The 16573-nt window shown below is 37.5% G+C and carries 13 protein-coding genes, 3 pseudogenes and 1 other annotated feature; of the genes and pseudogenes, 10 read left to right on the top strand and 6 right to left on the bottom strand.

All coding sequences use genetic code 11. From position 1 onward, the window contains the following. Positions 1 to 41: 41 nt before the first annotated feature. Complete coding sequence (locus JJ692_RS17980; protein ID WP_024426710.1) at positions 42 to 611, bottom strand: hypothetical protein; 570 nt, start codon at positions 609 to 611, stop codon at positions 42 to 44. 141 nt (positions 612 to 752) lie between these two features. Between JJ692_RS17980 and JJ692_RS17985 the strand changes: the two genes are divergently transcribed. The 6 genes and pseudogenes from JJ692_RS17985 (at position 753) to JJ692_RS18005 (ending at position 4572) form a co-directional block, all read left to right on the top strand. After that, on the top strand, positions 753 to 1319 hold the full coding sequence (locus JJ692_RS17985) for a GNAT family N-acetyltransferase (RefSeq protein WP_029707591.1): 567 nt from the start codon (positions 753 to 755) through the stop codon (positions 1317 to 1319). A 747-nt stretch (positions 1320 to 2066) separates the two neighbouring features. Further along, positions 2067 to 2939: a S8 family serine peptidase gene (locus JJ692_RS17990; RefSeq protein ID WP_241257980.1), complete on the top strand. Its 873-nt coding sequence runs from the start codon at positions 2067 to 2069 to the stop codon at positions 2937 to 2939. A 57-nt stretch (positions 2940 to 2996) separates the two neighbouring features. After that, positions 2997 to 3847, top strand: a pseudogene (locus JJ692_RS17995) (SAR2788 family putative toxin). After that, positions 3823 to 4104 (top strand): DUF7878 domain-containing protein, encoded by a 282-nt coding sequence (locus JJ692_RS19045; RefSeq protein ID WP_241257982.1) that lies wholly within the window; start codon positions 3823 to 3825, stop codon positions 4102 to 4104. Before JJ692_RS17995 ends, JJ692_RS19045 begins: the two are co-directional and overlap by 25 nt. Next, positions 4068 to 4349, top strand: a complete 282-nt coding sequence (locus tag JJ692_RS19345; protein WP_481747502.1) for a DUF7878 domain-containing protein — start codon at positions 4068 to 4070, stop codon at positions 4347 to 4349. Before JJ692_RS19045 ends, JJ692_RS19345 begins: the two co-directional genes overlap by 37 nt. A gap of 13 nt (positions 4350 to 4362) precedes the next feature. Continuing rightward, positions 4363 to 4572 (top strand): hypothetical protein, encoded by a 210-nt coding sequence (locus JJ692_RS18005; protein ID WP_024424492.1) that lies wholly within the window; start codon positions 4363 to 4365, stop codon positions 4570 to 4572. 808 nt (positions 4573 to 5380) lie between these two features. On the opposite strand, the pseudogene JJ692_RS19050 reads toward JJ692_RS18005, so the two are convergent. Continuing rightward, positions 5381 to 5569 (bottom strand): annotated as a pseudogene (locus tag JJ692_RS19050) (glutamine-hydrolyzing GMP synthase); the annotation flags it as partial. Positions 5570 to 5673: 104 nt separating this feature from the next. Between JJ692_RS19050 and JJ692_RS18010 the strand changes: the two are divergent. The 4 genes and pseudogenes from JJ692_RS18010 to JJ692_RS18025 all read left to right on the top strand — a co-directional run bounded on the left by JJ692_RS18010 (position 5674) and on the right by JJ692_RS18025 (position 10320). Beyond that, complete coding sequence (locus JJ692_RS18010) at positions 5674 to 6561, top strand: helix-turn-helix domain-containing protein (protein WP_163115526.1); 888 nt, start codon at positions 5674 to 5676, stop codon at positions 6559 to 6561. Between the two features lie 219 nt (positions 6562 to 6780). Further along, positions 6781 to 7044: a binding site (T-box leader), on the top strand. A gap of 57 nt (positions 7045 to 7101) precedes the next feature. Further along, on the top strand, positions 7102 to 8763 hold the full coding sequence (locus tag JJ692_RS18015) for a 2-isopropylmalate synthase (RefSeq protein WP_206534043.1): 1662 nt from the start codon (positions 7102 to 7104) through the stop codon (positions 8761 to 8763). Beyond that, positions 8764 to 9816: pseudogene (locus JJ692_RS19350) on the top strand (helix-turn-helix domain-containing protein). Positions 9817 to 9834: 18 nt separating this feature from the next. Further along, positions 9835 to 10320: a YbaK/EbsC family protein gene (locus tag JJ692_RS18025; RefSeq protein WP_024424488.1), complete on the top strand. Its 486-nt coding sequence runs from the start codon at positions 9835 to 9837 to the stop codon at positions 10318 to 10320. A 79-nt stretch (positions 10321 to 10399) separates the two neighbouring features. Here the strand turns inward: JJ692_RS18025 and guaA are convergent, their stop codons facing one another. The 4 genes from guaA to JJ692_RS18045 all read right to left on the bottom strand — a co-directional run bounded on the left by guaA (position 10400) and on the right by JJ692_RS18045 (position 16492). After that, positions 10400 to 11941 carry a glutamine-hydrolyzing GMP synthase gene (gene guaA, locus JJ692_RS18030; protein ID WP_024424487.1) on the bottom strand — a complete coding sequence of 514 codons (1542 nt, stop codon included), beginning with the start codon at positions 11939 to 11941 and terminating at the stop codon, positions 10400 to 10402. Positions 11942 to 12128: 187 nt separating this feature from the next. After that, positions 12129 to 14333, bottom strand: a complete 2205-nt coding sequence (locus JJ692_RS18035) for a transglutaminase TgpA family protein (RefSeq protein ID WP_206534044.1) — start codon at positions 14331 to 14333, stop codon at positions 12129 to 12131. Between the two features lie 9 nt (positions 14334 to 14342). Beyond that, positions 14343 to 15428 (bottom strand): DUF58 domain-containing protein, encoded by a 1086-nt coding sequence (locus tag JJ692_RS18040; protein ID WP_241257987.1) that lies wholly within the window; start codon positions 15426 to 15428, stop codon positions 14343 to 14345. A gap of 101 nt (positions 15429 to 15529) precedes the next feature. Then, entirely contained in the window at positions 15530 to 16492 is a 963-nt protein-coding gene (locus JJ692_RS18045; protein WP_149125935.1) for an AAA family ATPase, read from the bottom strand. Between the last annotated feature and the right edge of the window lie 81 nt (positions 16493 to 16573).

Raw genomic sequence — 16573 nt, forward strand, 5'->3', positions numbered from 1 at the left:
AAGCATTTCAATTGAAATGCTTGTTTTTACTTTCTACTTTTTTATTTCCGCTTACTACGAAGTTCAATGAGTGCTAGTTTATTGTCATTGAAAAAGAACTCCAGAATGATACCGTTTGATTGATCTTGATATTGTATACCTTTGCTATACCCTTCGACAAACCAGAGCTTCTTGAATTGATCTCCATATGTTTGTAGCACAGATGAATAATCGTCTCCAATAGTGATTCCCTTAGATGTTTTGAGTTTTTTCTGTTTTGACTGATTGTAAATAGATGTAACTCGATGATGTTGATCAACTGATACTACAAAATCTTGATTTTCTTTTTCCATATAGACCCTCTGTTTAGGATGGGAGAATTGAGTATTCTCCACAAAAGTATGATCTCTCTCAAATTTTTCACCAATCTTAAAATGACCTAGCGATTCATTTGTTAAAGATACAGAGTGAAAATTAAAAAACATAGCCACCCAAACAAATAGTGCGGTTCCTCCTAAAACAGAACCTACAATCACTAACACTTTAGAATGGATGATTCCCTTTTTAAACAAATAGATCGCTAAAGATACGATGATCATCACGATGACGATCATAATTAGAAAAATACCCATTTCAATTATCCTCTTTTGCTTTTAATCGAATTCTGTTTGTGAATTATCCCCGCAATCACATTCTCACATATTATACCAAAGCATTACACAAAATCGACCAGTACAGGTATAATTTAAATAAAATTGCACGAGGAGAAAAATATGTATAGACATAAACTGATATTCCCGCAATCATTTCCAACCATACATACCGAAAGACTAATCTTAAAACAAGCAACAATCGAAGACGCTGAGGATATGCACATCTACTTATCCAATGAAACCGTGTGCCGCTACATGGGCATTGATGCTCATGAAACGATTGAAGACACAAAAGGAGAAATCAAGTGGTATCACGACATCTTCAAAGAACAAACAGGCATCCGCTGGGGCATTTCTCTAAAAGATGATCCTGCGATCATCGGCAGCTGCGGCTTTCTCAATCTAGAAAAACAGCACTGCCGCACGGAAATCGGCTATGAATTACACCACGATCATTGGAGAAAAGGCATCATGAGCGAAGCAATTGCTGCGGTGTTACGATATGGGTTTCAGGAAATGTATCTGAATCGGATTGAAGCGATTATTGATCCAGCAAATACGTCCTCTGTTCAATTATTGGAGAATGTTGATTTTGTTCGAGAGGGTTTATTAAGGGAGTATGATCTTGGTCAGAATGGGTTTGATGATGTGTTTATTTATTCGATTTTGAAGAGGGATTTCAAATAAACTGAATGATTTTTAAACAGAAGCGTTAAAGTGAATGAATTAAAATTGCACAATTACCCAGTAAGAAACCTCTAGTCAAGTTTATGACTAGAGTTTCTTTGCATGGTAACCCTTCTAATTTACTTACAATTCCAGCAATATTCAACACCCTTTCTATAATTATAGTATCAGTAATAGTAAAAATTTTTGAACAAAATGCAGATCCACACTTAAGTAATTACACTATTTCACTTACTTTTCTTTTCTAAGTACAAGATTCAAATAAAAATAGCCTATTCTTTAATCTGTTTTAGTTGGAATAATTCATATTCCAAAAAAAGAGCTTTTGTCCATTTGCAATTTCACTGATTAATTTAGATTTTTCATTTTCAAAATCTATTTTAGTGACATTATTTTTACGTTTACTTGTTTCGCTTTCAATTTTGGAGAACGTTGGACATGTGGAGTTGGAGTGAGGTTACAACAAGTAATGAATAAACTCATTGTGTTATCAGGTCATAGTTGGCAGTGGCAAAACATTTTTAATCAAAAATCATAGATAATTATTAAGTAAACGAGTCAAGAAGAAGAACTGGCATATTTACAGTAGTACACGCATGGGAAATTTTAAATATATAAGGATATATTACCTTAAATAACATTTACATCAAAATAAATATAGGTTAATATATTCTTGTATTTCATAAAAAGGGAAGGGAGGTATATTCTGTATTAATTCTAAATACTGCATGTGAGAAGGAAGCTTGAATGAAAAAGTCAAAAGCCTTATTACTATTTGTTTCGTGCCTAGTGATTCTTGCAATTGTATTATGTTGGGGACTATCTGGCGATGTTTCTGAGGATAATAGTAAATCATACAAGACAGAGAAGGAAAAAGACCTGCTATGGGGATATAAAGTTATAGGTCATGAAAAACCTAATAATCATAAGAATTATGTCAAAATTGCTATCCTTGATAGCGGTATTAATAAGTCACATAAAGAGTTTAAAGATTTAACTTTTTATGAGTACAATGCTATTAAACCAAAAAAATCTATCGAAGATGATTATGGTCATGGTACAGCAATTGCCGGAATAATCGCTGCAACTGGTGAAGAAATAAAAGGTATTTCACAGAATCCCATTATTTATGATGTCAAGGTACTAAATAAAAATGGCAAAGGAAAAGTTGAAGATGTTGTCAAAGGGATTAAATGGTGTATTGAGCAAAAGGTAGACATAATTAATATAAGTTTCGGATTTGGAAAAGACTACGATGAATTACGAAATGTTATAAAAATTGCTTTAGATAACAATATAACAATTACAGCTGCTTCTGGAAATACATTAGGTCTAACTGTTGAATACCCTGCAAAATATGAAGGCGTCTTATCGATATCCTCACTTAACGAAAAACTAAAAATTGATCCAATTTCAGCAAAAGGAAAAATTGACTTTTCTGCGCCTGGAGTAAATATTAAAACAACTGATATACACGGAGGATATACAAAGGTAAAAGGTACATCCTTTGCAACTGCGTTTGCAACAGGTGCTATAGGCTGTTTGTATTCTAAAAAATACAAATCTAAAGAGAATGTTCATCAAACACTCAAGAAAATACAGTTGATCTTGGAAAGCTAGGTTATGACAGAGAGTATGGCAATGGGATGATTATTTGTAACAAGGGAGAGAATTAGATTGAAAAAGGTTTTAATAAAAATTCTTGTGTTAACATTGTTTTTGTGTGGAGTTGTTCCTGAATTTGCAAGTGCAAAATCAGGCGAAATTGATTCTGATGCTTTAAGAATAGAAGAGAATGCTAGTAAAGAATATGAAGTGAATGTTGAAAAAGAATTGGGGATAGAGCTAGAACAAGATATGTTAATGGAAGTTAAGGAAAGCCTAGATGAAGTTAATATATCTACTCAGCTTGAAGCTGAGAGTATGAATGTCCAAACTGACATGAAAATTAATCATGAGACAGGTGAAATCACAGTTGATGGTATTACAGAGTTAGAAAATGGGGAAAAAGAAACTAACAAATTCAACGTGTTAATTGAAGAGATTGAAGGAAATGATTTTACAGCAACCTTTGTGGATGATGAAACAGGAAAAGAGTATAAAGTTAGCACCATAGAAGCTCAGTCATCAATTGTTCCAGCAATAATAGTTGGAATTGTTTCTAGGTTTGGTATTCAATATGCTATTAAAAAATACGGAAAGAAGCTAATAATAAAAACTTTTTTAAAAACAGGTAATTAAACAAGGTATAAAAAAAAGTTTCTAAGTTTTCTGTTAGCAACAAACATCTTAGTAATGCAAAAGGTAGATACAGAAAATTTGATACCAAAAGCAAGAGCACAGTAAATAAATGGATAAAAGAAGCTTTACAATCTAAAAATGTTTCGTTTACTATAAACAATAATAAAAAACTATCCTTTGTCATCACTGCAAATCTGAAAAAGAAAATCGGAACAAAAGGTGAGACAAAAATAAAAATAGTTATAGGTTGGGATGGTAAAATATGGACAGCTTATCCAATCAAGTAGAATTTGATTATATGTTCACATCTGATGAGAAAGATATTCCAAAGAACATGAAGAAAGATCCATCAACAGCTCTAAGAGTAGAGGGAGAGTTTAAAATAGTTATAAATGGCGAAGTATATTTTGAAGAAAATATCGCCTTATTAGAATTTTATGCATCTTTGCACGACTGGATTAAAAAGATAAAGAAAAAAACAAAGTTACAGAGTATAGATATTACACAATGGAGTATGAGGAAGACGACCCCATTATTTCAGTAATACCATTTGATAATAAGGCTCGACTCACCACTATTTGGGAAACTCAACAGTTATATAATGTATTCGATCTTAATTATATAATTGAACAAATGAAGGTATTACATGAAAACCTTGGACGTGACATTGAACAACATTATAAAATTTCACTAAAAACTTTATTGAAATATCCCATTAAGAAAATATTGAATAGAGAAAGGAACTCCTGGTTAGGGGTTCTTTTCAATGTTTTAGTAGGATGTTTTTAGAGGAGGTGTATTTTTGATTTTATATTTCTTAGCTGGTTTTATAGGAATCATAATAGCCACAATTATGCTAGGTATTGAAATCGAAGGATATACATTTTTGACAAGTTTTATTTTAAAGATGTTTGGGATGTCTATATTTGTAGGATCGATATGGCTAATAAATCAAAACAGAGAAGAATGCCCAAAAATAGCAATAAAAATGAAGAATGAAAGCTCATTGTAAAATTCGTCGTTACAAATATCTTTATACCTATATCTCGAATTGCAAGCGGTCTTCCATCATTAATTACAAAAACCTTTATTTGATTTATTTTAGATAACTCATTAAAAGCATCATCTCTTGAACTGAAATTATGATAAAAATATCTCTTCCTTATTACTATTATCTATAAAAAAGATTGTTCTATTAATCTTACATGGTAAATATCCCAAACTGTATTTAAAATGGGCTCAACAGTTTTTTAGAGTACCTCTCCAAATATTCTTATCAACACCACTTATATCGGACATTGAGCGTTCCATTAATGCAGTAGTAATATTATAATTGAATTGATTATTTTTAAAAAAATTTAGATAATCGAGAAATTCATTCTTCTGAATATTTTGTCTATAATCATTTAATAACCTGTTTAAATACGTCAAAATATTCAAATCAAAATGTACAACTTTACCAACTTTTATTTTCGGTAATCCTCCAATATAATTACTATCAAGAATCCACATTTTTGTATAGTCAGGAGAAATATTTTTATAACCGTTAATTTCCTATTTTTAAAACTTTCATTAATATTTGAATATTTTTATATGATCTGATTTATTAAAAAATTTTTCGAATATGATATTCTTTTCAATTGTATTATCTGCTTTAATTATGAGATCAATAATAATTTTAAGTTGTTCATTCATTGTATCCCCTTCACATCTGATTTTCCTTCAATATCCCTCAACCTACATTTATCTAATTAAATATTTTTTGCAGTTCTGCTGAAACTGTAATTAATCAAAGTGATAGCACCGATACCAATTGTTTAGTCGTATATTCTGGCGTCATCCATGGCACCTTTGTTGTGGATGTCTGGGAGAACCTCAAAATATTGTCAGATGTCTCACTCAAAGCCTAAGATGGAAATTTCTTCGAGTAGAATTAAATATTATTCCCGGATGATTTCTAGATTTTCTTCAGAAACTCCACCCAGTACACGGATACCCAGTCCTGAACCTAGGACTATAAGGTCCATTCTAAAATTGCAACATAGCACAAAAAGTCAAGTTTCCTAAAAAGCATTTCCGCTATACTAAACTCGTAAGGCAAGGAGGTGCTCGGTTGTCCTATCAAGAACATGAGAAAACGATTCAAGAAACATTAAATTATATTGAACAGCATCTGAAAGATGATTTACCGCTTCAAACTCTAGCGAAACACGCTGGTTATTCTAGGTTTCACTTTCACCGTATGTTCAAAAAAGTGATTAAGAAGTCAGTTGTTGACTATATACGGGAACGTCGAATGACCCAAGCGGCGAAGGATTTAATTCATACGGACCAACGGGCGATTGACATCGCATTGCAGTATCGTTTTGGTTCACAGGAATCCTTCACTAGAGCCTTTAAGAAAATATATGACATGTCACCCGCACGTTATCGGAGATTATTAAGGAATGTGATTAATGAGGAGGAAACAATTATGGCTGATCATCAGAACACACCTACTGGCTGGATTATGACGGGGGACACCCCATCTGACTATGAAACAGGTTTGGATAACAGAATTGTTCACAGTGGTACTAACTCCGCTTATTTAAAATCAAAAGATGAAAAAGCTCGAGGTTTCGCGACATTGATGCAGCAAATTAAGTCTGATCGTTACCGTGGAGAACGCCTTCAATTTTCTGCTTTTGTCAAAAGCGAAGATGTGAAAGGTTCAGCTGGTTTATGGATGAGGATTGACCATTCTTCAGGTGAAGTTCTTGCGTTTGACAACATGATGAACCGCCCCATTACAGGAACAAACGGCTGGAATCATTTTAGTATAGTATTGGATGTTCCAGTCAAAAGTGAAGTCATTGCGTTTGGCATATTACTACATGGTCAAGGTCACATTTGGATGGACGAACTTAGTTTTAAAATTGTAGATGAAAGTGTCCCCGTGACAGAACAAAATACTGTGGATCATTTAGAGGATGAACCAGTGAATTTAAATTTTGAAGGCTAGCAGATCGAATTTAAGAGGAGGTTCATTGTCATGAAAAAAATTGGTGCGATTTTATTGTTCGCTATGAATTCACTCACCTTTATTTGTGGCCTCGGAATTTTATTTGGTGAAGAGGATTAAAGATAAGCACCCATAGAACAAAAAAAATCAATTAAAAAAGATATCCCTATCACTATCTCTTTTTTATAGACTTGGTATAATAGAAAAAATCAGAAAAATGAGAATGCGATGATAAGGAATAGTACTTGCCGAAATGTTTTCAGAAAGTTGCTGGTTGATGAGAAGCAATAACAAAAAAGCAGGGAACTCACCTTAGAGTAGCCTTAGTGAAATGAAAAGTATTGATGTAGTTAAGGTCGGCACCCCACCGTTATATGGGAAGGATACAGATCAAACAATCTGTATCCGAATAAGGGCATGATAATGTTTGTTTATCATGAAACAGGGGTGGTACCGCGTAAGAAGAAGTCTTTCGTCTCCAAGGTAAATATTGGGGATGAAAGGCTTTTTTTATATTCTATTTTCTAGGAGGAATCGATGATGTTTAACCACAAAAAATACGAAAAGAAATACTTTTTGCCACCGAAGCTTACTTATGATTGGGTGAAGAAAGAAACATTAGAAAGTGCTCCGATATGGTGCAGTGTGGACTTACGGGATGGTAATCAAGCATTACCTATTCCTATGAACTTAGAAGAAAAATTAGAAATGTTTCAGTTACTAGTAGAGATAGGTTTTAAAGAAATTGAAATCGCATTTCCAGCTGCTTCTGATACGGAGTTTAGGCTGTTACGGACACTGATTGATCATCATATGATTCCAGACGATGTCACGATTATGGTGATCACACAAGCGAGAGAGCATATTATCCGCCGAACCTTCGAAGCCATTAAGGGAGTACCGAAAGCGATTGTTCATTTATATAATTCGACTTCAGAAGCGCAGCGCAGACAAGTATTTAAGAAAACAAAAGATGAAATTAAACAAATTGCCATTGATGGAGCTATTTTAGTAAAAGAACTTGCCGAAAAAACAAATAGTGATATTTATTTTCAATATAGTCCAGAAAGCTTTCCAGGAACAGAAGTTGATTATGCGTTAGATATTTGTAATAGTGTTTTAGATATTTGGAAACCGACACCAACTCATAAAGCCATCATCAACATTCCGACAACAGTTGAATATTCAATGCCTCATATCTTTGCAAGTCAGATTGAGTATATACACAAAAATCTGTCTTACCGAGACAGTGTGACATTATCTGTTCATCCTCATAATGACCGCGGCTCTGGGGTGAGTGATGCAGAATTTGGTGTTCTGGCTGGCGCAGAAAGAGTCGAAGGTACATTATTTGGTATCGGTGAACGTACAGGGAACGTTGACTTGATTACCTTGGCGATGAATATATATTCACAAGGTTATGATCCAAAATTGAATTTCAATAACCTAGAAGCGATTCGTAAAAAATATGAAAAACTAACAAGAATCACTGTTCCTGAGAGACAGCCCTATTCTGGGGAGATGGTTTTCACCGCATTCTCTGGTTCACATCAAGATGCGATATCTAAAGGTATGAAATATAGAAAAGAAAATAAAGTTGATAAATGGGACGTTCCGTATATCCCAGTAGATCCAGTTGACTTGGGTAGGAATTATCAAACGGATGTGATTCGAATCAACAGCCAGTCTGGAAAAGGCGGCATAGGTTATATACTAGAAACAAATTATGGCATTCAACTTCCATATAAAATGAATGAAGCCATGGGTTATGAAGCGAAGAAAGTATCTGATCAGACAAGTAGGGAATTGTCTGTCGAAGAAATATATCATGTTTTTAAAGAACAGTATGTTGATTATCACCCTCATTTCCAGCTGCTTGATTATCAATTTCATAAAGGAGAGAAGCAGGAAGTTACCTTAACTTTGCTGAGAGATGATCAACAAATTGAAATACAAGGAACTGGCACTGGAAGTTTAGATGCAATTAGTAATGCGTTAAAAGCATATTTTCATCTCGAATATGTTTTGGAAGTCTATGAACAGAATTCTTTGGGCAAGGATTCCCAAGCAAAAGCCTGTGCACAAATTGGAATTTCATATCAAGGAAAAATGCATTGGGGTGCTGGAATTGATAAAGATATTATAGAAGCAACAGTGAAGGCCCTGGTGGTTGCAGTAAATAAACTAGAGGTTTGGATGTAGATGGAAAAAGATAAACTTGAAAAACATGAAGTGATGCAATATTTAAGAGAATATAACGAGCAAGAAATCTTTTATCAACAATACCAACAGAAAAGCATGACAATCAATCATTGCAATTATTTTTGAAGGATTATGATAAACACAATTTAATGCATAAGCAAATATATATAGAAGAATTTTTGCAAAAAGGGCAGAACGAATTTGAAGAGGAAGATACCATGTGGTTAGGTCAGGAGAAAGATATCGAAGTGAGAAAGTATAGCCGTTTTATGCCTCAATTGTCGGCTATCCATGATTTCTTTGAAATGATCTATGTTCTGGAAAATGAGATGTATGTAGAAGTGGAAGATAAAAAAATGACTTTAAAATCAGGAGATATTGCCTTTATTCCACCTGACACCATACACAAGCCAATTGTAATGGAGAATACAATCGCCATGCAAATCATGATCCGTAAGAGTACTTTTCAAAAGTGTTTTTAAAATGTTAAAAGGAAATAATGTCATTTCAGAGTTCTTTTTGAATGCATTGTATATAAAAGAAAATAAAAATATTCTTATTTTCCATAGTCACTTGGATAAACATTTGTTAGACTGCTCTCTTCAACTATTTACAGAAAATTATAATCGGTTCCCTAGTTACCAGTTGATTGTGAATAATTTGTTTGAGATATTATTATGTCTCTTATTAAGATTCAAACCAAGTCATATGAACGTAAATCAGGTCAAACAATATCGTGATATACGTATTATTGAAATGCTCCAATATATTCAGCAATGTTGTGAGCATATCACCATCCAGGAGATGGCAGAGGAATTTAACCTTTCACAGTCTTACCTGTCAAAATATATAGCTCGTAAGCTTGGCAAATCATTTAGTGAGATTCGACAAGAAATAAGATTGGAAAAAGCCTGCGAAATGCTCACTGGCAGCCATTCACAAGTAGATCATATTGCGGCAGCCGTTGGTTATCAAAATGTAGAGCATTTCATTCGTTTATTTAAGAGAAAGTATCACCTAACACCACATCAATATCGATTAAATAATAGATAATAAAGAGGAGAAATGATAATGTCCATCAAACAAGTAAAAGATTATTTTAAACAATATGATATGGATACTCGAATTCAAGAGTTTTCAGTATCTAGTGCAACTGTAGACTTGGCTGCTTCTGCATTGGGCTGCGAACCTGAAAGAATCGCAAAAACACTATCCTTTCTAATAAATGGACAAGCTATTTTAATTGTGACCTCTGGCGATGCAAAAGTTGATAACAAAAAATTCAAGGAATATTTTAAAACAAAAGCTAAAATGCTTTCTCCTCATGAGGTCGTTGAATTGGTCGGTCATGAAATTGGCGGAGTATGTCCTTTTGCTATAAAGAATGGCGTTTCTGTTTATTTAGATATTTCACTCAAACGTTTTGAAACAGTCTATCCAGCCTGCGGAAGCAGTAACAGTGCTATTGAACTCACAATAAAACAATTAGAAAAACACTCCGGTTATTCACAATGGATTGATGTGTGTAAGGGATGGAATGATTCATTAACACATTAAAATGGAAGGGAAAAGTGCAGTTAAAAATAAAAAAGAGCTAGAAACCCTTGATACACAAAGGTTTTTAGCTCTTTTACATTTATTCCCACTCTATCGTAGCAGGCGGCTTACTCGTAATATCATACACCACGCGGTTAATATGCTTCACTTCATTGACGATACGAGTTGAGATCTTTTCTAGTACGTCCCAAGGGATTCTTGCCCAGTCACTCGTCATACCATCAATAGATGTAACAGCACGGATGCCGATTGTGTAGTCGTATGTTCTTGCGTCACCCATAACACCTACGCTGCGGATGTCTGGGAGAACCGTGAAGTATTGCCAGATGTCGCGCTCAAGGCCGAAGTTGGCAATTTCTTCGCGTAGAATCGCATCCGATTCACGGACGATTTCTAGTTTTTCTTCAGAAATTTCACCTAGTACACGGATACCTAGTCCTGGACCTGGGAATGGCTGTCTCCAGACAATGTCATCAGGAATGCCAAGCTCTGAACCTAGGGCACGGACTTCATCCTTGAATAGCGTATTGAGTGGCTCAATCAATTCGAACTGCATGTCTTCTGGAAGACCGCCTACGTTGTGGTGAGATTTGATTGTTTGTGCCGTTGCTGTTCCGCTCTCAATGATGTCTGTGTAAAGTGTTCCTTGTGCTAAGTAGTCGATTCCTTTTAGCTTGTCCGCTTCGTCATCGAATACATAGATGAATTCGTTACCGATGATTTTACGTTTTTGCTCAGGATCAGACACACCTTTTAGCTTGTTTAAGAAACGATCTTTCGCATCTACTTTAATCACGTTCATGTTGAAACCTTCGCTAAATGTTTTCATAACCCCTTCTGCTTCGCCTTTGCGAAGAAGACCGTGGTCAACGAAAATACATGTCAGCTGATCGCCGATGGCTTTGTGGATCAATACCGCCACAACAGATGAATCCACACCACCGCTTAGTGCGCACAATACTTGCTTGTCGCCTACTGTTTCACGGATTTTCTGCATTTCGATTTCAATGAAGTTCTCCATTGACCATTTGCCATCACAATCACACACGCCGAAGACAAAGTTTTTCAATAGGTCATTTCCGTACTCAGAGTGACGAACCTCTGGATGGAATTGAACGCCATAGAAATTCTTCTCAGCTAAGCTCATGGCTGAGTTTGGACAATGTGCACTTGTTGCATCGACTGTAAAGCCTTCTGGTACTTCAACAACGAGGTCACCATGGCTCATCCAAACGACTTGATCAGTTGGAAGGTCTTTGAATAAAGCAGGTGTTCCGTTAATATGGATATCTGCTTTTCCATATTCACGCTGGCTGGCCGCTTCTACTTTCCCGCCTAAATAGTGAGTCATGAGCTGCATGCCGTAGCAAATGCCTAGAACCGGAATGTCCAGATCAAAGATCTTTTCATCACAGCGGAAAGATCCTTCATCATAAACACTGTTTGGTCCACCAGAAAGGATGATTCCTTTAGGTGCCATTTCTTTAATTTCTTCAGCAGTTAAAGTGTGCGGATGAAGCTCACTGTACACACCAAATTCACGAATACGGCGTGTGATCAGCTGATTGTACTGACTGCCGAAATCGAGAACCAAAATCATTTCATTTACTAAATTTGTCATGGTGTCACCTCTATGTCCAATATAGTTTTTTTATAAACGCACAGAAAAAATGAGAGGAGAAAACCTGCTCTCAGAGTGAATCACGCTTTTGAAGCGCCCAGACTCACATCCGAACGCTTCAATTTCATGTATTTTAGAAGGTTTTAATATTCACCTATTCTAACAACAGGAAGGTACGCGGTCAAGACTATCTCCTGTTTATTAAATTTTCCCATAACTTTGCCGATTGCTGCCAAAGCGCCGAGGCATCCTCTCGTCGGTAGAGCGCACGTTCATAAAACTGCGTCAGCTCTGACATATGATGATCTCCATCCTTCTCATCGATCAAAGAAGCGAATTCTCTTAGTGTCATACCTGGCTTTTTCTCGATTCCTCTGCGCCCTAGCTGCTTTAATAGAGCTGCATACGCATAGAAGAATGCTTCATCCTCTGGCAGACGTTTCACCTTTCTTACAATAAAGAATGGCAGCCATCTTGTTCTAAATCGATAAAGCATCCAGCTGATGAAACCAAGCAGGACAATAGCTCCTGCGGCATAACCTATAACCCAACCAACATGCACCATATTTGGCTTTGCCTGCGCTGTTTGTTCCTTTGGTTGTGCCGGCTGCTCTGTCTCCTGCTGCTGCGGCTGGTCTTGCTGCTTTTCTTCACTTGCATCAGAACTAGACTGATCTTTTTCTTCCTTTTGATCATCCGTTTGATCGCTTGAAACAGCTTCATTCGTAAATGTCTCTGGGTTTGTAAATCCTTTTGTCGGTTCAAAGGTGACCCAGCCTCTGTTTGGAAAATAAACCTCTACCCATGAATGCGCATTGTTATTGGTCACTTCATACACATTGTTTCCATCCATCTGTGTTTCATATAACTGGCCAGACGTATACCCTTTCACCCATCTCGCCGGAATTCCGATCGAACGAAGCATTACAATCATAGAGGTTGAAAAATTATCACAGTAGCCAATCATCGTATCAAATAAAAATTGATCCACATAATCTTCATTACGACCAGGCACAGCGACATTCTGCGTTTCATATGAAAACTTCGCAGATCCTAAATAATCCTCGATGGCTTTCGCTTTATCATACATATTATCCTTCGTTTCCGTTAAGCTGTTTGCCAAAGTTTTCACACGCTCTGGAAGTGACGATGGAAGCTGCAAGTATTCACGGCCAACCTGCTGATTCACCTGCTTCTTTGTCGGTACTTTGATTCTCTGCAAATCCTCCAGGATAAATGTAGGAGATAAAAAGCTGACTTGATAGTTCCCTAAATTTTTGGGTGGGTTTTGCATAGACGGGACAATTTTCTCCGTTTTGCCCATGATTTGCAACGGAATGTTTTCCATTGGCGTCAGCATGATCGTTCCAATAGGATAAACAGCATGATTAAATCGATAATCCGATTCTATATCAATTCTTGTTTCATGCTCCTCTGTTTTCACTCGCTCAGTAAACCACCGATTCGGCACAGTGTCGTCCTTTAGCCGAGTAGGCTTCGTATCATTTGAAGCATCCTCCCAGCCCTTTCCTGTGTAAATGCTTTTTGTTTCTACACGAAAGTAAGATGGCTCCTTTCCGCTCCATTTAAAAACAGGAGTGCGGTCCTCACTAAACGGTCCGCCTAGCGCCGAATCATCTGCACTATATCCCACTTTATTCTGCCCGGCTGTCCCATCTTGATTCGTGACCGCCTTAAAAAACGGAACAGGATCGGGCCATTTCGGATCAGACTTTGGCAAAGAAGCACCGAGTGTCGCTGATAGAAGGACAAGCGCCAGCATGGGCAAAAACCACTTTAGACGCGCTTTCTGTGACACCCGAACACCCTCAGCTGAACGCAGTCGATCGAAATACAGCAATCCAAGCAAACAAAAGCCAAATACCATAATACGAACAATCGCAAAGGTCGCATCATATGGCGTAAACGTATCAAGAATCGTGACATAGACAATCGTCATCAGTAAAAAGAAAAAGATACGCTGCTGATAGACCACCCAATAATGAAGCAAGTAGACAAGCAGCCACAGCAAAATATAAAACAACAATGTGCGGAAAGACGGATACATGTCACTCCACATGCCCATGCTCATTAAGGTGATATTATCCTTGATATCAGCAAACAAAGCAGCCGGATAGCCTGGCGCTGATTGATAAAAGATCAAATATAAGGCGAGCAAAATCAGTCCAGCACAAATAGGAAACGTCACATACCACTTCAGACGAAAGAACGTAAACAAACACGTAAGCCCGATAAAAATGATGAAATAAGACGTATGGCTCGTCTCTGTAAAATCTTGAAGCGGACGAAGCCACTCCCATAGCAGCAGAAAAGCTACAGCATAATAGATGAACAATTCAAAACGGCTTTGCCGCAGATGTGAATGCAGCATAAATGTTTGTCACCTCACAGTTCTTTCGTGCAGCCGGTCTTCAAATAAAAGGGTGATGCGTATTCCAGAGGCCTTGAGCCGGTCTGCAAGCTGTTTTTCTTTTGTCGTGAAATGGTCAACGGCTTTCTTCACTAAAAGCACGGTGATGTTCTTTCTGTTTCGATTTCCAAAGAGACTTGCCTCAAGCTCCTCCTGCAGCTGACCCGTGACGACATATTTTCCTGAGTGCTGGTACTCACTCGCTGCTAACGGTTTATATTCTAGTGCGCGGGAAGGCTGATGCTGCACCCTTGTTAAATAATAAAGCATGTCCTGTAAATGAAGTTCTCCTTGATCGACTCGAAAGGCATGTTGATCTCCTAGAGGGACAAGACCTGACGGCACTCCTTTTTTCACAGCCGTTTGAAGAACAGATGCCGCAATAGAGACGACTGTTTCAAAAACAGCTTGATCAGTAAAATCAGCAAACACAACAAGGTCCTTTGCTTGATTCTGTTCAAATTCCTTCGTCATCAGCTGGCCTCTTCTGGCCGTCGTCTTCCAGTCCACCCAAGCAAAACGGTCTCCTTGCTGATATTCCCGTACACCTGTTGTCACATGGGCCGGTTCATTGAACCACGAGTGAACCGCTTTGCCTCCATTTTCACTCACTGACTCAGCAGGCTCTACAGGGATATCCAGCACTTTTGGGTAGACAAGCAGCTTTTTCTCTAACGGAATGATGATTTCTTTTTCAACAAACCCAAACATATCACCCGTTTTGATTCTAACCGCTGTCAAATGATGCTCTCCTCGCATGACATCATTCAATTGATAGGAAAATCGCCAAGTTTTCCGAAACCAAGGAAAAAGCATTTGCTTCATTTCAATCTGTTCCTGTAAGTGAAAGGTATTTGGCGGAGCATCCTCTATCATGACGTAAACGTACGGAAATGGATGTGTCCGCTTGATTTCAAGGTCAACGGACAGCACATCCCCCGCCTTTAAGCTTGTTTGCTGTATTGTCCTCTTGGCTGTCGCGCGAAGCGGCACAAGTGCAAACAGCAAAGCATACAAAGCATATGGTAAAAATGCATAAAAAAGGAACCAACTCACAAACCCTCCCTGAAACATGGCATAACAAAAGGCTGCCGCAGTGAGAATGATGAGCATCATCACCCTTAACCATAATGAAATTGCTACACGATGACGTGACTTCATTGAGTCATCGACTTTTGAACTGGCACGCCAATTTGCTCAAGCATTTGCCGCAGCAGTGTCTCCGCCTTCTTCCCTTCATATGTCGCTTCTGATGTCAAAATCATACGATGCGGTAATGTATAAGTCGCCAAATACTGTACATCATCAGGAATCACATAATCGCGCTGATTCAAAAGTGCATACGCCTGTGCCGCTTTCATCAAGGCGATCGATCCCCTTGGACTCACACCTAGATAAACAGCTGGGTGTTTACGCGTCGCTTGAGCAATTTCAACAATATATTCTTTAATGGATGCATCCACATGAATAGTCTGAACAGCCTGCTGCAACGCATGGATATGTTCCTTTGTCATGACAGCTTGGAGCGTATCAATCGGGGATTGTTTCTCCTGCAAGTTGAGCACCTCCAGCTCCTCGAGCATGGTCGGATATCCCATCTGCAGTTTGAATAAAAACCGGTCCATTTGCGCTTCTGGCAGCGGATAAGTCCCTTCATATTCCACTGGGTTTTGTGTCGCCATGACGAAAAAAGGATCCGCAAGCGGCATCGTTTCTCCGTCCACTGTGACACTGCCTTCCTCCATCGCTTCAAGCAATGCTGATTGTGTTTTAGGAGAAGTCCGGTTGATCTCATCAGCTAAAATAATCTGCCCCATGATCGGTCCTTGCCTAAATTCAAATTCATTCGTCTTTTTATTGTAAATCGACACGCCTGTTACATCTGAAGGCAAAAGGTCAGGAGTGAATTGGATTCTCTTAAACTCACAGCCAATGGATTTTGCCAAAGCACGAACCATCATCGTCTTCCCTACACCAGGCACATCCTCGAGCAGCACATGCCCCTTCGCCAAAATCGCTACAAGGCTTAATATCGCAATGTCTTTTTTCCCAACCATGACTTTATTGATGTTATCTACGATTTTTTGTAAATCTGAATGCATCGGTTCATCAAATGCCATCCTGATCCTCCTATCACGTTTCTGTCAAATTTCATATAGTCTAACTTTACCATACAACGCGCATTTGCATATAACATCAGC

This window comes from Bacillus sp. 3a (assembly GCF_017161885.1).
Classification (GTDB): domain Bacteria; phylum Bacillota; class Bacilli; order Bacillales; family Bacillaceae; genus Bacillus; species Bacillus safensis.

What these genes read in the sequence shown, in the direction of transcription:
- JJ692_RS17980 (WP_024426710.1), bottom strand. Translation starts at nt 611, where the DNA reads ATGGGTATTTTTCTAATTATGATCGTCATCGTGATGATCATCGTATCT.
- JJ692_RS17985 (WP_029707591.1), top strand. Translation starts at nt 753, where the DNA reads ATGTATAGACATAAACTGATATTCCCGCAATCATTTCCAACCATACAT.
- JJ692_RS17990 (WP_241257980.1), top strand. Translation starts at nt 2,067, where the DNA reads ATGAAAAAGTCAAAAGCCTTATTACTATTTGTTTCGTGCCTAGTGATT.
- JJ692_RS19045 (WP_241257982.1), top strand. Translation starts at nt 3,823, where the DNA reads ATGGACAGCTTATCCAATCAAGTAGAATTTGATTATATGTTCACATCT.
- JJ692_RS19345 (WP_481747502.1), top strand. Translation starts at nt 4,068, where the DNA reads ATGGAGTATGAGGAAGACGACCCCATTATTTCAGTAATACCATTTGAT.
- JJ692_RS18015 (WP_206534043.1), top strand. Translation starts at nt 7,102, where the DNA reads ATGTTTAACCACAAAAAATACGAAAAGAAATACTTTTTGCCACCGAAG.
- JJ692_RS18025 (WP_024424488.1), top strand. Translation starts at nt 9,835, where the DNA reads ATGTCCATCAAACAAGTAAAAGATTATTTTAAACAATATGATATGGAT.
- guaA (WP_024424487.1), bottom strand. Translation starts at nt 11,941, where the DNA reads ATGACAAATTTAGTAAATGAAATGATTTTGGTTCTCGATTTCGGCAGT.
- JJ692_RS18035 (WP_206534044.1), bottom strand. Translation starts at nt 14,333, where the DNA reads ATGCTGCATTCACATCTGCGGCAAAGCCGTTTTGAATTGTTCATCTAT.
- JJ692_RS18045 (WP_149125935.1), bottom strand. Translation starts at nt 16,492, where the DNA reads ATGGCATTTGATGAACCGATGCATTCAGATTTACAAAAAATCGTAGAT.